19 protein-coding genes are annotated in these 22,266 nt (G+C 67.7%); 7 read left to right on the top strand and 12 right to left on the bottom strand.

From position 1 onward, the window contains the following. Positions 1-72: 72 nt before the first annotated feature. Together WT26_RS13525 and WT26_RS13520 are read left to right on the top strand one after the other, a co-directional pair. Positions 73-990 carry a LysR substrate-binding domain-containing protein gene (locus WT26_RS13525; RefSeq protein WP_069273094.1) on the top strand — a complete coding sequence of 306 codons (918 nt, stop codon included), beginning with the start codon at positions 73-75 and terminating at the stop codon, positions 988-990. A 75-nt stretch (positions 991-1,065) separates the two neighbouring features. Then, positions 1,066-1,476, top strand: a complete 411-nt coding sequence (locus WT26_RS13520; protein ID WP_059904497.1) for an ACT domain-containing protein — start codon at positions 1,066-1,068, stop codon at positions 1,474-1,476. 99 nt (positions 1,477-1,575) lie between these two features. On the opposite strand, the gene WT26_RS13515 is transcribed toward WT26_RS13520, so the two are convergent. Then, positions 1,576-2,769, bottom strand: coding sequence for a urate hydroxylase PuuD (locus WT26_RS13515; protein ID WP_021160368.1), 1,194 nt, complete (start codon positions 2,767-2,769; stop codon positions 1,576-1,578). A 52-nt stretch (positions 2,770-2,821) separates the two neighbouring features. Then, complete coding sequence (gene uraH / locus WT26_RS13510) at positions 2,822-3,175, bottom strand: hydroxyisourate hydrolase (protein WP_011657188.1); 354 nt, start codon at positions 3,173-3,175, stop codon at positions 2,822-2,824. A 531-nt stretch (positions 3,176-3,706) separates the two neighbouring features. On the opposite strand from uraH, the gene WT26_RS13505 reads away from it, so the two are divergent. Next, entirely contained in the window at positions 3,707-5,119 is a 1,413-nt protein-coding gene (locus WT26_RS13505; RefSeq protein WP_069273093.1) for an 8-oxoguanine deaminase, read from the top strand. 71 nt (positions 5,120-5,190) lie between these two features. Here the strand turns inward: WT26_RS13505 and WT26_RS13500 are convergent, their stop codons facing one another. Both WT26_RS13500 and WT26_RS13495 read right to left on the bottom strand, forming a co-directional pair. Continuing rightward, positions 5,191-6,120, bottom strand: a complete 930-nt coding sequence (locus WT26_RS13500) for a LysR substrate-binding domain-containing protein (RefSeq protein WP_006762467.1) — start codon at positions 6,118-6,120, stop codon at positions 5,191-5,193. 206 nt (positions 6,121-6,326) lie between these two features. After that, positions 6,327-6,536, bottom strand: a complete 210-nt coding sequence (locus WT26_RS13495) for a dodecin (protein WP_006493215.1) — start codon at positions 6,534-6,536, stop codon at positions 6,327-6,329. A 135-nt stretch (positions 6,537-6,671) separates the two neighbouring features. Between WT26_RS13495 and WT26_RS13490 the strand changes: the two genes are divergently transcribed. Then, positions 6,672-7,562, top strand: coding sequence for an NAD(P)-dependent oxidoreductase (locus WT26_RS13490; RefSeq protein ID WP_069273092.1), 891 nt, complete (start codon positions 6,672-6,674; stop codon positions 7,560-7,562). 59 nt (positions 7,563-7,621) lie between these two features. Here the strand turns inward: WT26_RS13490 and WT26_RS13485 are convergent, their stop codons facing one another. The 4 genes from WT26_RS13485 to WT26_RS13470 form a co-directional block, all read right to left on the bottom strand. Further along, positions 7,622-8,068, bottom strand: a complete 447-nt coding sequence (locus WT26_RS13485; RefSeq protein ID WP_027784713.1) for a hypothetical protein — start codon at positions 8,066-8,068, stop codon at positions 7,622-7,624. A gap of 337 nt (positions 8,069-8,405) precedes the next feature. Then, positions 8,406-8,837, bottom strand: coding sequence for a large conductance mechanosensitive channel protein MscL (gene mscL / locus WT26_RS13480; RefSeq protein WP_006487991.1), 432 nt, complete (start codon positions 8,835-8,837; stop codon positions 8,406-8,408). Positions 8,838-9,063: 226 nt separating this feature from the next. After that, positions 9,064-10,281: a tetratricopeptide repeat protein gene (locus WT26_RS13475; protein ID WP_069273091.1), complete on the bottom strand. Its 1,218-nt coding sequence runs from the start codon at positions 10,279-10,281 to the stop codon at positions 9,064-9,066. Positions 10,282-10,358: 77 nt separating this feature from the next. Beyond that, positions 10,359-11,039, bottom strand: coding sequence for a PspA/IM30 family protein (locus WT26_RS13470; protein WP_021160377.1), 681 nt, complete (start codon positions 11,037-11,039; stop codon positions 10,359-10,361). A gap of 449 nt (positions 11,040-11,488) precedes the next feature. On the opposite strand from WT26_RS13470, the gene WT26_RS13465 reads away from it, so the two are divergent. Further along, on the top strand, positions 11,489-14,011 hold the full coding sequence (locus WT26_RS13465; RefSeq protein WP_069273760.1) for a penicillin-binding protein 1A: 2,523 nt from the start codon (positions 11,489-11,491) through the stop codon (positions 14,009-14,011). Positions 14,012-14,073: 62 nt separating this feature from the next. Here WT26_RS13465 and WT26_RS13460 read toward each other — a convergent pair whose 3' ends face one another. From WT26_RS13460 to mfd, 4 genes are all read right to left on the bottom strand, one after another. Continuing rightward, positions 14,074-14,508 (bottom strand): DUF3574 domain-containing protein, encoded by a 435-nt coding sequence (locus tag WT26_RS13460; RefSeq protein ID WP_069273090.1) that lies wholly within the window; start codon positions 14,506-14,508, stop codon positions 14,074-14,076. A 468-nt stretch (positions 14,509-14,976) separates the two neighbouring features. Further along, on the bottom strand, positions 14,977-15,996 hold the full coding sequence (locus WT26_RS13455) for a threonine/serine dehydratase (RefSeq protein ID WP_069273089.1): 1,020 nt from the start codon (positions 15,994-15,996) through the stop codon (positions 14,977-14,979). A gap of 60 nt (positions 15,997-16,056) precedes the next feature. Further along, positions 16,057-17,286, bottom strand: a complete 1,230-nt coding sequence (argE, locus tag WT26_RS13450) for an acetylornithine deacetylase (RefSeq protein ID WP_069273088.1) — start codon at positions 17,284-17,286, stop codon at positions 16,057-16,059. A gap of 123 nt (positions 17,287-17,409) precedes the next feature. Beyond that, on the bottom strand, positions 17,410-20,886 hold the full coding sequence (mfd, locus tag WT26_RS13445; protein WP_069273087.1) for a transcription-repair coupling factor: 3,477 nt from the start codon (positions 20,884-20,886) through the stop codon (positions 17,410-17,412). Between the two features lie 108 nt (positions 20,887-20,994). Between mfd and ispD the strand changes: the two genes are divergently transcribed. Together ispD and ispF are read left to right on the top strand one after the other, a co-directional pair. Continuing rightward, positions 20,995-21,705 (top strand): 2-C-methyl-D-erythritol 4-phosphate cytidylyltransferase, encoded by a 711-nt coding sequence (ispD, locus tag WT26_RS13440; protein WP_059532464.1) that lies wholly within the window; start codon positions 20,995-20,997, stop codon positions 21,703-21,705. 27 nt (positions 21,706-21,732) lie between these two features. After that, positions 21,733-22,218, top strand: a complete 486-nt coding sequence (ispF, locus tag WT26_RS13435; protein ID WP_059532467.1) for a 2-C-methyl-D-erythritol 2,4-cyclodiphosphate synthase — start codon at positions 21,733-21,735, stop codon at positions 22,216-22,218. The last annotated feature ends 48 nt before the right edge of the window (positions 22,219-22,266 follow it).

Raw genomic sequence — 22,266 nt, 5'->3', positions numbered from 1 at the left:
TTGTTTGCGGATTGATGGCGTCCTGAAAAACGAGTAGTTTTGGAACGATCATCAAATCCGGTTTGAAGATCGATGGAACGCATGTGGCCCGGTACGCGCGCGCTGAGGACGTTCGATGCGGCGGCGCGGCACCTGAATTTCTCGCGGGCGGCCGACGAGGTCGGGCTGACGCCGGCGGCGGTCAGTCATCAGATCAAGGAAATCGAGGCGCAGCTCGGCATGGAATTGTTCGTCCGTACGAGCCGCAGCATCCGGCTGACGCAGGCCGGCACGGTGCTGGCTGCGGCCGCGGCGGATGCGCTGGCGGGCCTCCGGCACGCGACCGCACGGGCGCGGCGCATCGCGCGCGAGCAGGCGGAACTGCGCGTGTCGGTCGGCGCGCGTTTCGCGACGCACTGGCTGCTGCCGCGCCTGCCGCGTTTCAGGGCCGCGCATCCGGCGTTCGAGCTGACGTTCGACATCACCGACCGGTTGCGCGATTTCGACGATGACGACGTGGATGTCGCAATCCGCTTCGGCACCGGGCGTTATCGCGACGCGTGTACGCAGCGCCTGTTCGGCACGTCGGTCGTCGCGATCGGCAGCCCGGCACTGCTGTCGGCCGCGCCGTTACGCAAGCCGCGCGACCTGCTGCGCCACACCCTTTGCCACGCCGACTGCGAAGTCGACGGCGTGACCTGGCCGCGCTGGTCGGCGTGGATGGCCGCGGCCGGCATCGACGGTTTCGACGACAGCCGGTGCGTGTCGTTTCCGGATTCGAGCCACGTCGTTCAGGCCGTGACGGACGGCACGGCGGTCGGTCTTGCGGAACCGCACATGATCGCGCGCGATCTCGCGCAAGGGCGCGTCGTGCGACTGTTCGACGTGAACGTGGAGGTGGCGCCGGGGCTCGCGTATCACGTCGTGTATCCGGAACGCATGCAGGACGATCCGCGCATCATCGCGTTGCGCGGCTGGCTCGCGGACGAAGTCGCGACGATGTGCGCGTAGCGGTAGCAGCGGCGGCGCGTGCTATCGTGCCCGCATTGCCACCGCACGATGCCCGGTTCCGGGCGTGTTCTTCCGATGAGCCAACCTGAAAACGACCTCGCGATCCTGCTGAGCACGATGCAGCCCGAACTGCATCCGGGTGCGTTCGCGTTCGTGTCGCTGCCGGCCGATGCGGACGTATCGTTATCCGAAGTCATTGCGACGTTCCGCGAAGCGGAAGGGCTGACGGTCGTGGTCGACGAGGAAACGGCTGCACGTCGCGGCTGGCCGATGCTGTTCCGCTCGGCCTGGATCACGCTGACCGTGCATTCCGACCTGGCGGCCGTCGGCCTCACGGCGGCGTTCGCGCGGGCACTCGGCGCGGCCGGCATCAGCTGCAACGTGATGGCGGCCGCGTACCACGATCACATCTTCGTGCCGTTCGACGACGGCCCGCGCGCACTCGATGCGCTCGCCGCGCTCCAGCGCGACGCGATGCGCGGCTGACGCGCGAGGGCCATTCGGGACACGCAAAAAAACGGGCCCGTCACCGGGCCCGAGAACGGAGAGGATTGCACCGGGCACTCGCACCCGGCGCACGGCGGCTTACTTGTTCGCGCCACCCTCGAACCAGGCGGCGAGCTTGGTGCGCTCGTCGTCGGTCATGTGCGTGACGTTGCCGATCGGCATCGCCTTCAGGCGCACGGCCTGCTCGTAGATACGTTGCGCATTCTTCGACACTTCGTCCGGCGTGTCGAACATCACGCCCGCGGGCGCGCTGCCCATCAGCGTCGGCTTCGACGAGTGGCACTCGACACAGCGCTGCTGCAGGATCGGCATGATGTCGTTGATCACGATCTTCGGTGCGTTGGCCGCTTGTGCCTCCGGCGCGACCGGCTTCGGCATCGTCCAGACCAGCGCGCCCGACAGCAGTGCGACGCCGCCGATCGGCAGGTACCACAGCTGCTTGCCGCGGTGACGCATCACGAAGAACTGGCGGATCAGCGCGCCGGCCAGCATGATCAGCACGAGCACGACCCAGTTGAACTTGTTCGTGTAGGTCATCGCGTAGTGGTTCGACAGCATCGCGAACACGACCGGCAGCGTGAAGTACGTGTTGTGCACCGAGCGCTGCTTGCCGCGCTTGCCGTAGATCGGGTTCGGCTCTTCGCCCTTGAGCATCTTGTCGACCATCTTGCGCTGGCCGGGGATGATCACGAAGAACACGTTCGCCGACATGATCGTCGCGAGCATCGCGCCGACGATCAGGTAGGCGGCACGGCCCGCGAAGATATGGCACGCGAGGTAGGCGGCAGCGACCACGTAGATGCCGACGCAGATGCCGAGCACGCGATCGTTGGTGCCGAGGATGCGGCACAGCGAGTCGTAGACGATCCAGCCGGCCGCGAGGAAGCCGAGTGCGGACGCGACGGCGACCACCGGGCCCATGTCGAGCACGCTCTTGTCGATCAGGTAGGTGTTCGGTGCGAGCAGGTACAGCACGAAGAACAGCGAGAAGCCCGACAGCCAGGTCGTGTACGACGGCCACTTCGACCAGTGCAGGTCATCCGGCATTTCCGGCGGGGCGACCGTGTACTTCTGCATGTTGTAGAAACCGCCGCCGTGGACATGCCACAGCTCGCCGAACACACCGCGCTTGCGCTGGTTCGGGTCGGTCGGCGGTTTCAGGCTGTTGTCGAGCGCGACGAAATAGAACGACTCGCCGATCCACGCAATGGCGACGATGACGTGCAGCCATCGCAGTGCGAGGTTCAGCCAGTCGGTGATGAAGCCTTCCATGAAACTCCTCCAGACTCAAATCGTTTGTTTGATGCGGGCGCTGATTCGGATGTCAGCTGCCGCGATAGGTGCTGTACGACCACGGCGACACGAGCAGCGGCACGTGGTAGTGCGAAGCGGTGTCGGCGATGCCGAAGCGCAGCACGACGCGGTCGACGAAACGGGGTTCGGGCACCTTCACGCCGAGCGACGCGAAGTAGTCGCCGGCGTGGAACACGAGTTCGTATTCGCCGGCGGCGAGCGCGGCGCCTTCGAGCAGGGGTTCGTCGCAACGGCCGTCGCTATTGGTCAGCACGGTCTTGATCGCGCGGCGCGATTCGCCGTCCAGCGCGTAGAGGTCCACCTTGATGGCAGCGCCGGGACGACCGTGTGCCGTATCGAGTACGTGGGTAGTGAGCTTTCCCATTCGTTGTGTCCTTGTGTGAATGCGAGGTTCGGCGGCGACTCGATCCATTGACTATGCGGCGGATCGAGGCTCCACGTCACGTGGCTACATACCCGTCGGCGAGATTGAAGCGAGCGCCGTGCAGGCATTGTAAAAAGGTTCGCCATGCAAAACCACGAGCGATAGCAAAGATAATGCGCCGCGCATGAGCGGCTGTCGACGGCGCGAAAAACCGCCATTCCAGCGCCGCTTCAACGCCGTCCCGCCCGCGGCCGGACGCCACCGCGCACCGGCTGCGCGCGTACCATATCGAAACCGTGAAACGCGGTATTCCGGATCGCGCATTGTGCGCGGCGCGCGCTTGGGCGATCCTCCCGCCGTGCGCGTCGGCCCGTGGCCCGCGCGTACCCCGAAGACGGCGAGCACGCCGGGTAACCGGGCCAGGGCGTTCGAACGGACGCAGGCACCGGAGCGTGCCGCGATTCAGCGTTCGAACGGCTGTGTGACCGCCTCCAGGATCAGCGCCTGGGGGCAGACCGACGCGGAGAACGCATGAACCTCGAGCAGCACGCTGGCGCACGCGCGCCGAACCCTTCCTCATCCCGCCCGAAAACCCTGCTGGTCAAGCACGCCGACGTGCTCGTGACCATGGACGACACGCGCCGCGAGCTGCGCGACGCCGGGCTCTACATCGAAGACAACCGGATCGTCGCGGTCGGCCCGAGCGCCGAGCTGCCCGACACGGCCGACGAAGTGCTCGATCTGCGCGGTCACCTCGTGATCCCGGGGCTCGTGAACACGCACCACCACATGTACCAGAGCCTCACGCGCGCGGTGCCGGCCGCGCAGAATGCCGAACTGTTCGGCTGGCTCACGAACCTGTACCGGATCTGGGCGCACCTGACGCCGGAGATGATCGAGGTGTCGACGCTCACCGCGATGGCCGAGTTGCTGCAGTCGGGCTGCACGACGTCGAGCGACCATCTTTACATCTACCCGAACGGCAGCCGCCTCGACGACAGCATCGGCGCCGCGCAGCGGATCGGCATGCGCTTTCACGCGAGCCGCGGGGCGATGAGCGTCGGCCAGCGCGACGGCGGGCTGCCGCCGGATTCGGTCGTCGAGCGCGAGCCCGAGATCCTGCGCGACACGCAGCGCCTGATCGAGACCTATCACGACGAAGGCCGCTACGCGATGCTGCGCGTGGTCGTCGCGCCGTGCTCGCCGTTTTCGGTGAGCCGCGAGCTGATGCGCGACGCGGCCGTGCTGGCGCGCGAATACGGCGTGTCGCTGCACACGCACCTTGCGGAGAACGTCAACGACATCGCGTACAGCCGCGAGAAGTTCGGGATGACGCCGGCCGAATATGCGGAAGATCTCGGCTGGGTCGGCCACGACGTATGGCATGCGCACTGCGTGCAGCTCGACGATGCGGGTATCGGCCTGTTCGCGCGCACCGGCACGGGCGTCGCGCACTGTCCGTGCTCGAACATGCGGCTCGCGTCGGGCATCGCGCCGGTGAAGAAGATGCGGCTCGCGGGCGTGCCGGTTGGCCTCGGCGTCGACGGTTCCGCGTCGAACGACGGCGCGCAGATGGTCGCGGAAGTGCGGCAGGCGCTGCTGCTGCAGCGGGTCGGCTTCGGGCCGGATGCGATGACCGCGCGCGAAGCGCTCGAGATCGCGACGCTCGGCGGCGCGAAAGTGCTGAACCGCGACGACATCGGCGCGCTGAAGCCCGGCATGGCCGCCGACTTCGCCGCATTCGACCTGCGCCAGCCGCTGTTCGCGGGCGCGCTGCACGATCCGGTCGCGGCCCTCGTGTTCTGCGCGCCGTCGCAGACGGCGTACACGGTGGTGAACGGGAAGGTGGTGGTGCGGGAGGGGCGGCTGGCGACGCTCGACCTGCCGCCAGTCATCGCGCGGCACAACGCGCTGGCGCAGGCCCTCGTGGAGGCGTCGCGCTGACGCCGCGGCTTGCCGCCGCCACGCGCCGTGATGGTGCGCGGCGGCGGGCCGGCGGCAGCGCGCGCGTGCCGTTACGCCTCGATCAGCGTGCGGGTGGCTTCGGCGACGAGGCTGCGCAGCCAGCGCACTTCGTCGGAGTAGTGGCAGCGCTCGTGCCACAGCTGGTAGTACTGCATCGGCGGGAAGTCGAGCGGCGCCGGCACGACCGACAGCGGCAGGAACTTCGCGTAGTGATCGGCGAACAGGCGCGTCGTCGTGAAGATCAGGTCGGACTTCACGAGCACGTACGGCGCGAGGTTGAAGTACGGCAGCGTGACGACCACGTGGCGCTTGAGGCGTTCGCGCGCGAGATGTACGTCGATCGCGCCGCGCTGGCCGACCGAGTACGGCGTCGGCGCGAGATGCGGCGCGTTCAGGTACTGGTCGAGCGTGAGCCCGCCACGCTTCGCGAACGGGTGCGTGTTGCTCATCAGGCAGACGATTTCGTCGACGAACAGGTTCGACAGGTGCAGCTGCTCGGGCGGTTCGGGCCAGTTGCCGACGACGATGTCGAGCTTGCCGTCTTCCAGCGCGAGTTCGTAGTCGAATGCGGGGCCGAGCGAATGGAACTCGAGCGTCGCGTTCGGCGCGGCCTGGCGGAAGCGCTCGACGACGGTCGGCACGAACAGCACGTTCAGGTAGTCGGGGCAGCCGATCCGGTAGCAGCGGATCGACGTGGCCGGGTCGAAGTTGTGCTGCTGGAACTTGATCCGCTCGATTTCACGCAGCGCGTTCTGCACGGGCTCGAGCAGGCGCAGCCCGTATTCGGTCGGGACCATGCCGGACTTGCCGCGCACCAGCAGCGGATCGCCGGTGATGTCGCGCAGACGCCGCAGCGCGGCGCTGATCGCCGGTTGCGACTGGTTCAGTTTGACGGCCGCGCGCGTGACGCTGCGCTCCATCAACAAGGTGTGCAAGACGCGCAAGAGGTACGTGTCGATCGCCTCGCGTTGCTGACTCATGGTATCTCCGGTTTATATGTCTGGGCTGATCGAGGGGTAGGTGGGGTATATCGTTTTTAATATGAACGAAAAAGAGCGTCAAGCAATGGATACCCGCACGGGGCCGCCGGCACGGCAGCGACCGCGGCAGGCGCGGGGCGCATGAAGGGCGCGGATGCGCGGGTGCGCATCCGGGGTGGCATGGTGCGTGATGCGGCTGGCTCGCGTCAGTCGTCGATGCGCATGCCGACCTTCAGCGTCACCTGCCAGTGAACGACCTGGTCGCCTTCGATGTGGCCGCGCGTTTCGGTCACCTGGAACCAGTGCAGGTTGTGCAGCGTCTTGCCGGCTTTCGAGATCGCGTTGCGGATGGCGTCGTCGCTCGATTGCCGCGACGAACCGGTCAGCTCGATCATCTTGTACACGTGGTCGCTCATGATTCGCTCCCTGTCGTGTCGGGTTCCGCCGCGGGCGCAGCGCACAAGCGCCGCCACGTGCGGAATGCGTCCGGCTTCTTGAGTGATAGGTATGATGGGCGGCAAGTTCAACCCATATCGGAGACGAGGAACATCGTGGAAGTCGGATTTTGCGGACCGGGATTGATGGGCGCGCCGATGATTCGGCATTTGCTGGCGGCCGGGCATCGGGTCGGCGTGTGGAATCGCTCGCGCGCGAAATCGGAGGCGCTCGCGGCCGACGGCGCGCGGGTCGTCGACACGCCGCGCGCGCTGGCGGAGCAGGTCGAAGCGGTGCTGCTGTGCGTGCTCGACGGTCGCGCGGTGGGCGATGTCGTGTTCGGCGAGCACGGGCTGTTGTCCGGCGACGCCGCGGCGCGTCGCCTGCAACGCATCGTCGATCATTCGAGCATCCCGCCCGCCGCGACGCGCGACTACGCGGCGCGCGCGGCCGCACTCGGCGTCGGCTGGATCGATGCGCCCGTATCGGGCGGCGTGCCCGGCGCGCAGGCCGGCACGCTCGCGGTGATGGCCGGCGGCCGCGCGGCCGATCTCGACACGGTGCGGCCGCTGATCGACACGTACGCGTCGCGCGTCACGCACATGGGCGACGCGGGCGCGGGGCAGACGGCGAAGCTGTGCAACCAGGCGATCGTCACCGCGACGGTGACCGCGATTGCAGAGGCCGTCGGTCTCGCGCAGGCGAGCGGCATCGATGCCGCCCGGCTGGCCGAAGCGCTGGCCGGCGGCTGGGCCGATTCGGTGCTGCTGCAGACGTTCGTGCCGCGCATGACGTCGGGCGGTCATGCACCGATCGGCGCGCTCGGCACGTTCCAGAAGGACGTCGATGCAATCGCCGACGCGGCGCGCGACACGGGTGCGGTGATGCCGGTGTCGGCCACCGTGCAGCAGGTGCTGCGGCTGGGCGCCGCGCAAGGGCTCGCCGGCGCGGATTTCGCCGCGTTCATCGACATCGTCAGGCCGGGGAACGGGCGCCGAGAGGCATGACTGCGACGCGCGAATGGCAGATGGGCCGCCCGGAGGCGGCCCATCGAAAACCGGCTGAATCAGCCGAGGGAGCGGGGTGTCGTGTCGCCGGCGTTCTGGCGGCCGAGCCCGCCGCGCAGGCTCGCTTTCGTGCCTGCACCAAACTCGGGCAGGATGCGCGCACGCGCACGGCTGGCGAACACGAGGAAGCCGAAGCCGTTCGCTTCGTACCAGTATCCGCCGTTCTCGAGGCCGTCGAGCGGCTGCTCGAGCGCGTTGGCGATCGATTCGATGCAGCGCTTGCGCAACTCGGCGATGGCGGGATAGGGCGGCTGGGCGCCGCGCACGCTGCACAGGAGCACGTCGAGTCCGGGCAGCACATGTGCGTACAGGACGGGTTCGTCCTGCGCACGGGCGCGGGCAATCTTGGTGTCGAGCTGGGCAAACGGTTTCGAGTGGCGCAATACCGCGAGGAATGACTCCTGGCCATCCTGCTGGGCACGCCGACGTTTTTTCGGGAAGGACATAAACACTCGCCTCAAAAACAATTGCAAGAAATGCGGCATATTCATGCGACCCACTCCCGGCTATGTACGCCGCATGTCGATCCTTTATAGCACACGAAAATGCTGCCTTCGTGCAGTACGACGATCAATGTCTCCCGTCGACCTGCTCGCCATGATCGACACAGCCAGCGTCTTGGCGCCCGTACTGTCGTTTAGTCTCCATCATAGACCTGCTTTTCCCGCGCGTGCATTCGCCCGTCACAAAAAAATGCGAGGCGCCGGCGCCGCGTCCCGCATGGCGCGCACCAACAAAAAGGCCCGCACGGGGCGGGCCTGGCTGACGGCGGCGGGCGGTGGCTCAGCGCTGCTTCAGCGAATCGCGGATCTCGCGCAGCAGCACCGTGTCTTCCGGCGTCGCGGCCGGCGCGGCTTCTTCCGGCTTGCGCAGCTTGTTGATGAATTTCACCATCAGGAAAATGATGAACGCGAGGATGACGAAATTGATCGCCACGGTGATGAACGAGCCATAGCCGAACGCGGCGACACCCGCGGCCTGCAGGTCCTTGAACGAATCGGGATTACCCTTGAACGTCGGGGGGATGGTGCCGAGCAGAACGAACTTGTTCGAGAAATCCAGGCCGCCCGTCAGCACGCCGATCACCGGCATGATGAGGTCTTTGACGACCGAGTCGACGATCTTCGAGAACGCACCGCCGATGATCACGCCGACGGCGAGATCCATGACGTTGCCCTTGACGGCGAACTCCTTGAATTCCTTGATGATGCTCATGAGCGGCTTTCTCCTGGTTGGGGCAAAAGAAGGCGTGCCGCGACGCGTTGCGTCGAATTCAGGGTCGGTGGCACGCCGATGGCCGCATGATAGCGAACGCTCCCCATTGCCGGTAGTCCATCTTGAAATGATTGACAAATCGGCGCCGCGGGCGGGTTCCGGCATTGCGGAGCCCGCTCGCGCGGGGCGCCGCCGCGCGATGCGGCGGCGCCCCGGGTCGTGACGATCAGGTGTCCGTCCAGCCGTCGTCGTTGCTGCCGAGATCGACGCCGCCGCTGCCGCCGCTGCTGCCGTCGTCCCAGTTCGTATCGTCGCCGCGGCCCAGGTCGAAGCCCGGATCGGCTTCGCGCCGGCGGTGCTCGTCGTCGACGATCACGTCGCGTTCGACCACGCGCTCTCGGCCGCCCGACATCGCCTCGCCGAGCAATACGCCGGTCAGCAGGCCGCCCATGCCGCCGCCGAAACCGCCGCCTTGCTGGATCACGACTGGCGGCTGCTGTTGCGGCGGATATTGCGGCGGGTATTGCGACGGGTAGGGGGGCGGAACCTGCTGCGGCGGATACGGCTGGCCCTGCGCGCCGGTCATGCGATCGGCTTCCTGCGCATACACGGAGCCGCTGCTGCCGGCCGGCGCGCTCGCCGGCGCGGCCGGGTCGGGGCGCCCTTCGACGCGTGCCTTCACGCTCGCATGGCGCTGTTCGAGCTCGTCGACGCGATAGGGCGGTACCGGATTCTTGCCGTTGGACAGCGTTTCGACGAGCGTGCGCGCGTCTGTCTCGATCGCTTCGAGTTCGCCTGTGAGCGCCGCGGCCCCCGGCGCCGTCGACAGCTTCGCGTCGAGCTTCAGCGGGCGGATGTCGTTCAGCACGTCGGTGGCGCGCTTGAGCTGCGTGCGGCGTTCGTCGTCGGCGCGGCCGTCGTCGGCCGTGCGCGCGCGCCGCAGCGTCCAGCGCAGCACCAGCGCGATCACCGCGACGATCAGCCCGAGGCCGATCCACATGCCGGTCGACGGGCCGTGTTTCTCGGCCGGCACAGCGGCGGGCGCGAGCGACGATTGCAGCGTGCCGCTCCGGGCGCTTGCCGACGGCGCGTTGCTCATGGACGGCGCGTTGCTCACGCGCGCGGCGTCGGCGCGGATGCGCGACTCCGTCTGAGCAAAGCGCGACGCATCGGTGAACTTCAGTTGCGGATCGAGCGACTTCGCGCGCTGCAGCTGCGCGAGCGCATCGGACGCGCGGCCCTCGCGGTCCAGCACCTGCGCATACAGGTAGCGCGCGTGCGCGTTGTTCGGATGGGCGTCGATGACTTGCGACAGCTGCGTGTCGGCTTGCTGCCAGTCGCGTTGCGCGATCGACTGCTCGACCTGCTGCAGCGACGGGACCGCAAACGCGGCGGACGACAGCAACATCAGCGAGAGGCCGAGTGCGGCGAGAGATTTCTTCATGGTCGAACCGGGCGCGGGCGCCCGTCTCCTGACGATCGGTTCGCGCCGCGCCGGCACCCCGGGGCGGCGCGCGCCGGTTACTGCGCGGGCGTGTCGAGCTGCTTCTTCAGCGCGGCGAGGCGATCCTCGACCGACGGGCCCTTGTTCAGCGCGGCGAGCTTGTCGTCGAGCGCCTTGCCGCTCGACGTGTCGGCGGAATTGAGGCGCGCGTCCGAGCGGGCGTTCTGCAGCGCGACCTTGTCCTCGAGCTTCTGGAAGTCCTCGGACAGGTTCTTGCCGCCGATGCCGCCCAGCGCGCTTGCCGCGACGTCCTTCGCCTGCGCGATTTCCTGCTTGGCCTGCAGGATGTTCGAGCGCGCATTCAGGTCGTTGCGGCGCTGACGCATGTCGGCGATCTGCCCCTTCAGCTTGTCGACCGACGGCTCGAGCGTCGACAGCTCGGCCGCGAGCGCGTCACGCTCGGCTTCCGCGTTCGACTGCGCGCCGAGCGCCTCGCGTGCGAGTGCCTCGTCGCCGGCCTGCAGCGCGCGCTTCGCGCCGTCCTCGTACTTCTTCACCTTGTCGTCGGCCGCATCGCGCTTGCTGCGCTGGGTCGCGACCTGTGCCTCGATCTCGATCAGCGAATTCTCGGCACGGCCGATGCTGTCGTCGAGCTCCCGCACGATCTGCCGTGCGTCGCGCGACGGATCCTGTACCGAATCGGCCGCATCGTTCAGCAGGCCTTTGATCGTGCGCGAAACAGAGTCGAAAAGCGACATGAAATCCTCCGTGGTTGAAAGGCGCCGCGTCGTGGCGGCGTGGCCCTCGGCGGTGCCGGTTCCGGCCCGCGATTGCCGGCGGATATTACACCACCGGTTCACTTAAATACGGCTTAAACGCGCGAGTTCAAGCGATGCGAATTCCGGGCCGGAAAACCGCGCGCCGAGTCTTTCATGATTGAAAGCTCGGGCGCGCGGGTTTCGTGTTCATGATAGGCCGGGCAGGCGGGCAAAATGGCGCGCGCAGCGCCGCGGCGCGGGAATTTTTACAAAAAATCGCGAAGGCATCCGGTCGATTTCATTAAAATGCGCTGTCACGTCGCGGGAACGGATCGCCGCGCGGCGGGGTCTGTCGACGTGACGAATGTGTCACGATGCACTCTCTCTCGATTCATCCGCTTGCATTTCCGCATGCGTCCGAGGGCGCCACGTACGCCCGCCATTCCGACATGCCAATTATCAAACGACCGCCTTCTTCTTCCGACAGGAACGAACCCCACTACACGCTGCGCCGTTCGCCGTCCGGAGCCTATTACCCCGATGACGACGATCGCGATGCGCACCGCGAGCCGCAGCATGACGGCGGCGGAGGGCGCCGGCGCTCGTTCGGCTCGCGCGTCGTGCTGTGGTTCGCCGGCCTGTTCGCGACGCTGGCGATCGTCGGTGCGCTGATCGTCGGCTACGCGCTGGTCGTGATGGCGCCGCAACTGCCGTCGCTCGATGCGCTCACCAACTACCAGCCGAAGGTGCCGCTGCGCGTGTTCACGGCCGATCACGTGCTGATCGGCGAGTTCGGCGAGGAGCGCCGCAGCCTCGTGCGCTTCCAGGACATTCCCGACGTGATGAAGAAGGCCGTGCTCGCGATCGAGGACTACCGCTTCTACGAGCACGGCGGCGTCGACTTCCTCGGCATCCTGCGCGCGGGCGTCGCCGACCTGATGCACGGCGGCGCGCGCCAGGGCGCGAGCACGATCACGATGCAGGTCGCGCGCAACTTCTTCCTGTCGAGCGAGAAGACCTACACGCGCAAGATCTACGAAATGCTGCTCGCATACAAGATCGAGAAGGCCCTGACGAAGGACCAGATCCTCGAGCTGTACATGAACCAGATCTATCTCGGCCAGCGCTCGTACGGTTTCGCGGCCGCCGCGCGCGTGTATTTCGGCAAGGACCTGAAGGACATCACGCTCGCCGAAGCGGCGATGCTCGCGGGGCTGCCGAAGGCGCCGTCCGCCTACAACCCGGTCGTCAATCCGAAGCGCGCGAAGGTGCGCCAGGAATACATCCTGAAGCGCATGCTCGAGATCGGCTACATCACGCAGCCGCAGTACGACGAAGCCGTGAAGGAAGAGATCCACGTGCGCACACCGGGCAACCAGTATGCGGTGCACGGCGAGTACGTCGCCGAGATGGTGCGGCAGATGATGTACCAGCAGTACAAGGACGAAACCTACACGCGCGGGCTGACCGTCACGACGACGATCAATTCCGCCGACCAGGAAGCCGCGTACCAGGCCGTGCGTCGCGGCATTCTCGACTACGAGCGCCGCCATGGCTATCGCGGGCCGGAAGCGTCGATCCAGCTGCCCGCGGCCGGCGACGACCGCGACGAGGCGATCGACGACGCACTTGCCGATCACCCGGACAACGGCGACCTGCAGTCGGCGGTCGTGCTGTCGGCGTCGCCGAACGCGGTCGAGGTGCAGTTCGTCGGCGGCGCGACCACGACGATCGGCCCGGCCGGCCTGCGCTTCGTGGCGGCCGCGCTCGGGCCCCGCGCGAACGACACGCTGCGCATCAAGCCGGGCTCGGTCGTGCGCGTGCTGAAGGACGGCAAGACGGGCTGGCAGGTCGTGCAGCTGCCGCAGGTCGAAGGCGCGCTCGTCGCGATCGCGCCGCAGGATGGCGCGATCCGCTCGCTCGTCGGCGGCTTCGACTTCAACAAGAGCAAGTTCAACCACGTGACGCAGGCATGGCGGCAGCCGGGCTCGTCGTTCAAGCCGTTCATCTACTCGGCGTCGCTCGACAAGGGCATGGGGCCGGCGACGATGATCAACGACGCGCCGCTGTACTTCCCGCCGAGCGTGCCGGGCGGCACCGCCTGGGAGCCGAAGGACGACGACCAGCCGGACGGCCCGATGACGATGCGTACCGGCCTGCAGCGTTCGAAGAACCTCGTGTCGATCCGGATCCTCGCGTCGATCGGCACGCAGTATGCGCAGCAATACGTGACGCAGCGCTTCGGCTTCGATCCAGCGAAGACGCCGCCTTACCTGCCGATGGCGCTCGGCGCGGGCCTCGTCACGCCGCTGCAGCTCGCGACGGGTTACGCGGTGTTCGCGAACGGCGGCTACAAGGTCGATCCGTACCTGATCGCCGAGGTCGACGACGCGCGCGGCCAGCCGCTGCAGAAGTCGCAGCCGGTGCTCGCGGGCAGCACGGCGCCGCGCACGATCGAAGGCCGCAACGCTTACGTGATGAACAGCCTGCTGCATTCGGTCGCGACGGCCGGCACGGGCGCGGGCACCAACGCACTGGGCCGCAGCGACCTGCAAGGCAAGACCGGTACGACGAACGACGCAAAGGACGGCTGGTTCGCCGGCTACCAGCAATCGCTCGTCGCGGTTGCATGGATGGGCTTCGACCAGCCGAAGAGCCTCGGCAGCCGCGAGTTCGGCGCGCAGCTCGCGCTGCCGATCTGGGTGAACTACATGCGCACCGCGCTGAACGGCGTGCCCGAGCAGCAGATGCCGATGCCGGACGGCCTGACCTCGATCGACGGCGAGCTGTACTACGCCGATCGCACGCCGGGCAACGGCTTCGTCGCGAACGTCGACATCAACCCGGCGGAGAACGCGATCAGCGCGAACGACGCGCTGGGTTCGGCCGGTGCCGCCGGGCTGGCGCCGCCGCCCGTCACGCCGCAGGAGAAGCAGCAGATCATGGACATGTTCGAGAGCAACAAGCCCTGATGCGGTAGCGGCTTCGCGAATCGACGGGCGCCTTCGGGCGCCCGTTTTTTTGACGGCGGGAGTCAGAACGACGCGCAGGTCGGCGCAAGCGTCACGCCGACCGCGTCCTGCTTGAACCGCTCGACGTATGCGCGCCGGATCGCCGACAGGCGTTCGAGCGTGTCGCGCGTGTAGTCGGCGACGATGCGCACGACGAAGCTGTCCTCGCGCGTGATCCCGCCGGTCGTGCGGTCGCGCCATTGGCCGCGGGTGTCCCATGACGTGAAGCCGTCCGGGAAGCGCGGTGTGATGACGTCGGAGAGGAAGGCGGCGCGCTCGGCATCGGTGACGGAGCCGCGTCCCGCGATGTCGCGCCCGAACAGCAGGTCGGCCTGCAACTGGCGGTTGCCCCCAGCCTGCGCGCAGAACGCCGGTTCGCCCGCGGCCGGCGGTTGCGTGGCCGCGCAGCCGGACAGCAGGGCGATGCTGAAGGCAAGGCTGGTCGACAGGGAGCGCATGCAGGTGTCCTTTGTAGGGCGTGCAATGTTCGCGAGTCTGTCACGGCCGAACGCCGATTCCAAGCTGGCTGAAATATCCGGACGAGGACGGCCCGCGTCGCGGGCGCGCCGCACGAACCCTTGCGCATCAACGACTTGGCGTGCCGATCCCGCCCTTATCAACATGCCTGTCAACAGAAATTGTGGATAACCTGCGGTGACGGCGAACATTGCCCAATCGGCGGCGTGCCCGGGGGCGATGCTTGCTTTCTCAATAAAAACAATGCGTTGGGTCGCTTGTCGGTGAGTTCTCCACAGTCCTGTCAACAAAAACTGGGGATAACCCTTAGCTGCGCGACGGGCCGCGCGCGGCCGCTGCCGCAAACCGCGTCGCGCGCGGAAAGCCCAGTCCGATCAACGCGTTGGCGCAGTTTCCAGAAACTTTTCAACAGGCTCTTCAACACGAACCGTGGATAACCCCGCGCGGCGTCAGCGCAGCAGCTTTGCGTGCGCGAGATGCATGCCGAGCGTACCCGGGTCGGTATTGGTGCCCGAAAGCAGCACGCCGACGCGCTTGCCCTGCAGCGTTTCGCGCAGCGGGCCGAGCAGCGCGGCGAGGGCGGCCGCGCATGCCGGTTCGACCGACAGCTTCAGTTGCGAGAACAGGAACAGCATCGCGGCACGCAGCGCGTCGTCGGACACGGTGACGATGCGGTCGACGTGGCGCCGGCACAGCTGGTAGCTGTATTCCTCGGTATGCGGCGCCATCAGCGAATCGGCGATCGTCTGCATCGCGCTCATCTTGATCGTGTGATTTGCCGCGAAGCTGCGGCTCATCGCGTCGGCGCCTTCCGGCTCGACGCCGTACACGTGCACGCGCGGATTCGCGAGCCGCAGCGCGGTCGCCATGCCGGCCGCGAGCCCGCCGCCGCCGATCGGCACGATCACCGCGTCGAGGTCGGGGGTCTGCGTCGCCCATTCGTAGCCGAGCGTCGCGGTGCCGAGGATCGTGTGATAGCCGTTGAACGGATGGATGAAGAAGCGGCCTTCCTCGGCCTCGATCCGGCGCACCAGATCGAACGCCTGCGACGCGCTGCCGGCCAGCACGACTTCCGCGCGGTACTGCTTGCACTGCGCGATGCGCGCCGGGCTCGCGGTGTGGAACATCACGACCTTGGCGCTGCTGCCGAGCCGCATGGCCGCATACGCGACGGCCGCCGCGTGATTGCCGGCCGACACGCAGGTGACGCCGGCGTTCTTGCGCGCCTCGTCGAGCGCGAGCAGGTGCGTGAACGCACCGCGCGCCTTGAAGCTGCCGCTCACCTGCAGGAGCTCGAACTTGAAGTTGACGTGCGTGCCCTCGAGGGACGGCAGGTCGGCGCGTTCGAACACGGGCGTGCGCGCGACCCAGGGTGACAGCGCGAAATGCTGCGCGGCGATTTCGTCGAGCGTCGGGATCGGCTCGCCGTCGATCGTCGTATGGGGCGTGCCCCGTTGTTCAGTCGACATGACGTGGCGGGTGGCGGAGTGGGCCGGCCCGCACACGCGGGCCGGCGTGGCGGAAGGCAGTCAGCGCGCGTCGACCGACATGCTGCGGATGAACTTGCGCAGGAACTGCTCGCAGCCGGCGAGCTGCGCAAGCTCGACGTATTCGTTCGGCTTGTGCGCCTGCTCGATGTTGCCGGGCCCGCATACGACGCTCGGGATGCCCGCGCGTTCGAACAGGCCGGCCTCGGTGCCGTATGCGACCTTGCGCTTGTCCTGGTCCGCCGTCAGCGCGCGCACGAGTTGCGTGATCGCGGCCTGTTCGGTTGCATCGAGGCCGGGCGCCGCGGCGATCTTCGAAAACTCGATCGCGGCATTCGGATGCTCGCGAAGCATCTGCGGCAGCAGCGTTTCCCGTGCATACGCTTCGATGCGCGTGAAGATCTGCTCGGGATCGAGCGTCGGCAGGTTGCGGAATTCGAAATCGAAGCGGCACTCGGCCGGCACCGTGTTGATCGCGTTGCCGCCCTGGATCGTGCTCGTCTGCGCGGTCGTGAACGGCACGTCGTACAGCGCGTCGAACGGGCCTTCGGCGCGAAAGCGCTCGGCGATGTCGCGGATGTGGCAGATGAGGCGCGCCGCATACTCGATCGCGTTCAGCCCCTTCGGCGTCAGCGACGAATGCGCCGCGTGGCCGCGCACGCAGCAGCGATAGGCGTTGATGCCCTTGTGCGCGATGATCGGCCGCATGCTGGTTGGCTCGCCGACGATGCAGCCCGACGGTTGCACGCCGCGCTTGACGAGGTCGGCGATCATCAGCGGCGCGCCGGCGCAGCCGATTTCCTCGTCGTAGGACAGCGCGAAATGGATCGGCTTCGCGAGCTTCGTCGCCTGCATCTCGGGCAGCAGCGCGAGCGCGGCGCCGATGAAGCCCTTCATGTCGCAGGTGCCGCGGCCGTACAGGCGGCCGTCGCGGATTTCCGGCGCGAACGGGTTGCTGTCCCATTGCTGGCCGTCGACCGGCACGACGTCGGTATGCCCCGACAGCACGATGCCGCCGTTCGTCGAGCCGTCGTCCGCGGGCACGGTCGCGAACAGGTTCGCCCAGCCTTCGCGCGGGTCGTGCGTGATCGTCGATGCGATGCCTTTCGCGGCGAGCGCGTCGCGCACCGTTTCGATCAGGCCGAGGTTCGGCACGCGGCTCGTCGTGTCCATCGACACCAGTTGCTTGATCCAGGGCAGGCTGACGAGCGACGCGTCGTCGTGGTCGACATGGTCGGCGGCGGCCGGCGCCGTGGCGTCGAGAGTGGACATGGCAAAACTCCGTCTGAGGAATGCGAAAATCATACTCAAAAACGCTGCGGCCCGCTCTCGCGGGCCGCGATGCGCTGCAGCAACGCGGCGCTTTACGAGTCGACGGGCCGCCGAAGCGGCTGCTCAGCGCGACGCGGCGGCCGCGTCCTGCCGGTTCGAATGACCGAGCGCGCGCAGCGTTTCCTTGATCGTCGACACGCGGATCGCGAGGTCGGGCGAGCGCGTCTCGATACGCAGCTTGTCCTGGCCCGCGAGCTTGATGTGCCGGTGCTTCTGCACCATCTCGATGATCCGCATCGGATCGATCGGCGGATTCGGCTCGAACTGCAGCCCGATCGCAGCCTCGCTCGCGTCGATCTTCACGATGCCGAGCGGCTTCGCGGCGATCCGCAGCCGGTGCGTCTCGACGAGCGCGTGCGCCTGCGGCGGCAGCTTGCCGAAGCGGTCGATCAGTTCTTCCTGGATGCCGTCGATCGCGTCGCCGTGCTCGCAGTTCGCGAGCCGCTTGTACAGCGACAGCCGCTCCTGCACGTCCGCGCAGTAGTCGGCCGGCAGGATCGCCGGCGCATGCAGGTTGATTTCCGTCGTCGCGGCGAGCGGGGCGGTGAGGTCGGGCTCCTTGCCGTTCTTCAACGCCTTCACCGCGTCGTTCAGCATGTCGGTATAGAGCTGGAAGCCGATCTCGTGGATCTCGCCCGACTGCTTGTCGCCGAGCACTTCGCCGGTGCCGCGGATCTCGAGGTCGTGCATCGCGAGATAGAAGCCCGAACCGAGTTCCTCCATCTGCTGGATCGCTTCCAGCCGGCGCTGGGCCTGCTTGGTCAGCGCCTGCGGATCGTGCACGAGCAGGTACGCGTACGCCTGGTGGTGCGAACGGCCGACGCGGCCGCGCAACTGGTGGAGCTGCGCGAGGCCGAACTTGTCCGCGCGATGCATGATGATCGTGTTCGCGCTCGGCACGTCGATGCCGGTCTCGATGATGGTCGTGCACAGCAGCACGTTCGCGCGCTGCGCGACGAAGTCGCGCATCACCCGTTCGAGCTCGCGCTCGTGCATCTGGCCGTGCGCGATCACGATGCGTGCCTCGGGCACGAGCGCCTCGAGCATCGCCTTGCGGTTCTCGATCGTCTCGACCTCGTTGTGCAGGAAGTACACCTGGCCGCCGCGCTTCAGCTCGCGCAGCATCGCCTCGCGGATCACGCTTTCTTCCTCGCGGCGCACGAAGGTCTTGATCGCGAGCCGCTTCTGCGGCGCGGTCGCGATGACCGAGAAGTCGCGCAGCCCCTCGAGCGCCATCCCGAGCGTGCGCGGAATCGGCGTCGCGGTGAGCGTCAGCACGTCGACTTCCGCGCGCAGCGCCTTCAGCGCTTCCTTCTGGCGCACGCCGAAGCGGTGTTCCTCGTCGATGATCACGAGGCCGAGGCGCTTGAACTGCACGTCCGACGACAGCAGCTTGTGCGTGCCGATCACGATGTCGACGCTGCCTTCGTTGATCTGCGCGATCGCCGCGTTCACTTCCTTCGCCGTCTTGAAGCGCGACAGCTCGACGATCCGCACCGGCCAGTCCGCGAAGCGGTCGGCGAAGGTCTGCGTGTGCTGCTCGGCGAGCAGCGTGGTCGGCGACAGCAGCGCGACCTGCTTGCCGCCCAGCACCGCGATGAACGCGGCGCGCAGCGCGACCTCGGTCTTGCCGAAGCCGACGTCGCCGCACACGAGGCGGTCCATCGGCTTGCCGCTCGTCATGTCGCCGATCACGGCCGCGATGGCGGCCGCCTGGTCGGGCGTTTCCTCGAAGCCGAAGCTTTCGGCGAACTTCACGTAGTCGCGCGGATCGAGCGAGAACGCGTGGCCTTCGCGGGCCGCGCGGCGCGCGTACAGGTTCAGCAGCTCGGCGGCCGTATCGCGGATCTGCTGCGCGGCCTTGCGTTTCGCGCGCTCCCACTGGCCGGAGCCGAGCGCGTGCAGCGGCGCGCTGTCGGGATCGGCGCCGCTGTAGCGCGAGATCACGTGCAATTGCGCAACCGGCACGTAGAGCTTGCTGTCGCCCGAGTATTCGAGATGCAGGAATTCGGTCTCGCCTTCGCCGAGGTCCATCGACACGAGGCCCATGTAGCGGCCGATGCCGTGCTGCGCGTGGACGACCGGGTCGCCGACCTTCAGCTCCGACAGGTCGCGCACCATCGCGTCGACGTTGCTGGCCTGTTCCTGCCGGCGGCGGCCCGCGCGGCGGCCGAGCGCGCCGTACAGCTCGGTCTCGGTGACGACCGCGTAGCCTTCGCCCGGCACCGCAAAGCCGTTCGCGAGCGGCGCGACGCCGAGCGCGAAGCGTTCGTCGCTCTCGAGCCAGCCCGCGAAGTGGTCGTTCGACGCGGGGCGCAGATGGTGTTCGGCGAGCAGTTGCAGGATCGTCTCGCGACGGCCGGCCGATTCGACGGTCAGCAGCACGCGCTTGCCGGACGATTCGACGAACGTGCGCAGCGACGCGAGCGGATCGTCGGCATGGCGATCGACGGAGAGCTGGGGCAGCGCCGTCGCCCAGCCGCCGGCCGGCTGCGCGGGCAGCACGACGCGTGCGAACGGCTTCGCGAACGCGAAGAAATCCTCGTCGGACAGGAACAGGCGCTGCGGTTCGAGGATCGGCCGCTCGCGATCGTGCGCGAGGAACGCATGACGCTGCTTCGTATCGGCCGTGAAGCGGCGGATCGACGCCTCGAGATCGCCGGTGAACACGAGGTGCGCGTCCTGCGGCAGGTAGTGGAACAGCGTGGCCGTCTCGTCGAAGAACAGCGGCAGGTAGTACTCGATGCCGGCCGACGGCACGCCGTTGCCGATGTCCTTGTAGATCGGCGCGCGGCTCGGGTCGCCTTCGAAGGTTTCGCGCCAGCGGCTGCGGAAGGCCGTGCGCGCGGCTTCGTCGAACGGAAACTCGCGGCCCGGCAGCAGGCGCACGTCGCGCACCGGGTAGAGGCTGCGCTGCGTGTCGGGGTCGAACGCGCGGATCGAGTCGACCTGGTCGTCGAACAGGTCGATCCGGTACGGCAGCGGCGAGCCCATCGGGTACAGGTCGATCAGCGAGCCGCGTACGCAGTATTCGCCGGGCCGCACGACCTGGCTCACGTGCTCGTAGCCGGCCAGCGTGAGCTGCGCCTTCAGCTTCGCCTCGTCGAGCCGCTCGCCCTGCGCGAACGCGAACGTGTAGGCGGCCATGAACGACGCGGGCGGCATCCGGTACAGCGCGGTGGTCGCGGGCACGAGCAGGATGTCGCAGCGGCCCTCGCCGAGATCGTGCAGCGTCGCGAGACGCTCCGATACGAGGTCCTGGTGCGGCGAGAACGTGTCGTACGGCAGCGTTTCCCAGTCCGGCAGCAGGCGCACGCGGGCGTCGGGCGAGAAGTAGCGGATTTCCTGCGAGAGCCGCTGCGCGTCGACCGCGTTCGCGCAGATCACCGCGAGGAGCGGCACGTCCTGGCGGTTGTCGGCGAGATAACGGGCGATGGCGAGCGCGTCGGCGGAACCATGCGCGCCGTCGAAGGCGAAACGCTGGCCGGACTTGACGCGGGCAATGGGCGAGGCGGACGGGGTGGAAGCGTTATCTGGCATAGGGACGGCAGGGGGTGGCGTGCACGGGCGCATCGCGGTGCGCCGGTCGAGACGAAAGACCTATTATAAAATCCGCTTCTCGATTTCATCTTTCCGGCGTTTCCCTTCGTGACTCCCCGACTTTTCGCCCTGATTCCCTGTGCCGGCACGGGCAGCCGTTCCGGCTCGGCCGTGCCGAAGCAATACCGCACGCTGGCCGGCCGCGCGCTGCTGCACTACACGCTCGCCGCGTTCGACGCGTGCAGCGAATTCGCGCAGACGCTCGTCGTCCTCGCGCCCGACGATTCCCATTTCGACGCACGCCGCTTCGCGGGCCTGCGCTTCGCGGTGCGCCGCTGCGGCGGCGGCTCGCGCCAGGCGTCGGTGCTGAACGGGCTGCTCGAACTGGCCGAGTTCGGCGCGACCGACCACGACTGGGTGCTGGTGCACGACGCGGCGCGCCCGGGCATCACGCCGGAGCTGATCCGCACGCTCGTCGCGGCGCTGAAGGACGATCCGGTCGGCGGCATCGTCGCGCTGCCGGTGGCCGATACGCTCAAGCGCGTGCCGGCCGGCGGCGACGCGATCGCGCGCACCGAGTCGCGCGACGCGCTGTGGCAGGCGCAGACGCCGCAGATGTTCCGCATCGGCATGCTGCGCGAGGCGATCCTGCGAGCGCAGCGCGAAGGGCACGACCTGACCGACGAAGCGAGCGCGATCGAATGGGCCGGCCACACCCCGCGCGTCGTGCAGGGCAGCCTGCGCAACTTCAAGGTCACGTACCCGGAAGATTTCGCGCTCGCGGAAGCGATCCTCGCGCGCCCCGCGAACGCGTCCTGACTTTCCCCCCTCTTTATCGGAACACGCATGGATTTCAGAATCGGACAAGGCTACGACGTGCACCAGCTCGTCGAGGGGCGCCCCCTCATCATCGGCGGCGTGACGATTCCGTACGAACGCGGCCTGCTCGGCCACTCGGACGCGGACGTGCTGCTGCACGCGATCACCGACGCGCTGTTCGGCGCGGCGGCGCTCGGCGACATCGGCCGCCATTTCTCCGACACGGACGCGGCATTCAAGGGCGCCGACAGCCGCGTGCTGCTGCGCGAGTGCGCGGCCCGCATCATGGCGGCCGGCTTCACGATCCAGAACGTCGACAGCACCGTGATCGCCCAGGCGCCGAAGCTGGCACCGCATATCGACGGGATGCGCGCGAACATCGCGGCCGATCTCGGGTTGCCGCTCGATCGCGTGAACGTGAAGGCGAAGACCAACGAAAAGCTCGGCTATCTCGGCCGCGGCGAAGGGATCGAGGCGCAGGCCGCCGCGCTGCTGGTGAAGCAGGGCGGTTGACGGGCCGCGGCGGGGCTGGCTCGCGCGACAGCGCGGCGACGCAGCCCG

Origin of the sequence: Burkholderia cepacia (assembly GCF_001718835.1) — a bacterium.
Lineage (GTDB): Bacteria > Pseudomonadota > Gammaproteobacteria > Burkholderiales > Burkholderiaceae > Burkholderia > Burkholderia cepacia_F.
This window is presented reverse-complemented; position numbering and strand designations above follow the sequence as displayed.

Excerpts from the sequence above, each read along its gene's own strand:
- WT26_RS13525 (WP_069273094.1), top strand. The coding sequence starts at position 73 with ATGGAACGCATGTGGCCCGGTACGCGCGCGCTGAGGACGTTCGATGCG.
- WT26_RS13520 (WP_059904497.1), top strand. The coding sequence starts at position 1,066 with ATGAGCCAACCTGAAAACGACCTCGCGATCCTGCTGAGCACGATGCAG.
- WT26_RS13515 (WP_021160368.1), bottom strand. The coding sequence starts at position 2,769 with ATGGAAGGCTTCATCACCGACTGGCTGAACCTCGCACTGCGATGGCTG.
- uraH (WP_011657188.1), bottom strand. The coding sequence starts at position 3,175 with ATGGGAAAGCTCACTACCCACGTACTCGATACGGCACACGGTCGTCCC.
- WT26_RS13505 (WP_069273093.1), top strand. The coding sequence starts at position 3,707 with ATGAACCTCGAGCAGCACGCTGGCGCACGCGCGCCGAACCCTTCCTCA.
- WT26_RS13500 (WP_006762467.1), bottom strand. The coding sequence starts at position 6,120 with ATGAGTCAGCAACGCGAGGCGATCGACACGTACCTCTTGCGCGTCTTG.
- WT26_RS13495 (WP_006493215.1), bottom strand. The coding sequence starts at position 6,536 with ATGAGCGACCACGTGTACAAGATGATCGAGCTGACCGGTTCGTCGCGG.
- WT26_RS13485 (WP_027784713.1), bottom strand. The coding sequence starts at position 8,068 with ATGTCCTTCCCGAAAAAACGTCGGCGTGCCCAGCAGGATGGCCAGGAG.
- mscL (WP_006487991.1), bottom strand. The coding sequence starts at position 8,837 with ATGAGCATCATCAAGGAATTCAAGGAGTTCGCCGTCAAGGGCAACGTC.
- WT26_RS13475 (WP_069273091.1), bottom strand. The coding sequence starts at position 10,281 with ATGAAGAAATCTCTCGCCGCACTCGGCCTCTCGCTGATGTTGCTGTCG.
- WT26_RS13470 (WP_021160377.1), bottom strand. The coding sequence starts at position 11,039 with ATGTCGCTTTTCGACTCTGTTTCGCGCACGATCAAAGGCCTGCTGAAC.
- WT26_RS13465 (WP_069273760.1), top strand. The coding sequence starts at position 11,489 with ATGCCAATTATCAAACGACCGCCTTCTTCTTCCGACAGGAACGAACCC.
- WT26_RS13460 (WP_069273090.1), bottom strand. The coding sequence starts at position 14,508 with ATGCGCTCCCTGTCGACCAGCCTTGCCTTCAGCATCGCCCTGCTGTCC.
- WT26_RS13455 (WP_069273089.1), bottom strand. The coding sequence starts at position 15,996 with ATGTCGACTGAACAACGGGGCACGCCCCATACGACGATCGACGGCGAG.
- argE (WP_069273088.1), bottom strand. The coding sequence starts at position 17,286 with ATGTCCACTCTCGACGCCACGGCGCCGGCCGCCGCCGACCATGTCGAC.
- mfd (WP_069273087.1), bottom strand. The coding sequence starts at position 20,886 with ATGCCAGATAACGCTTCCACCCCGTCCGCCTCGCCCATTGCCCGCGTC.
- ispF (WP_059532467.1), top strand. The coding sequence starts at position 21,733 with ATGGATTTCAGAATCGGACAAGGCTACGACGTGCACCAGCTCGTCGAG.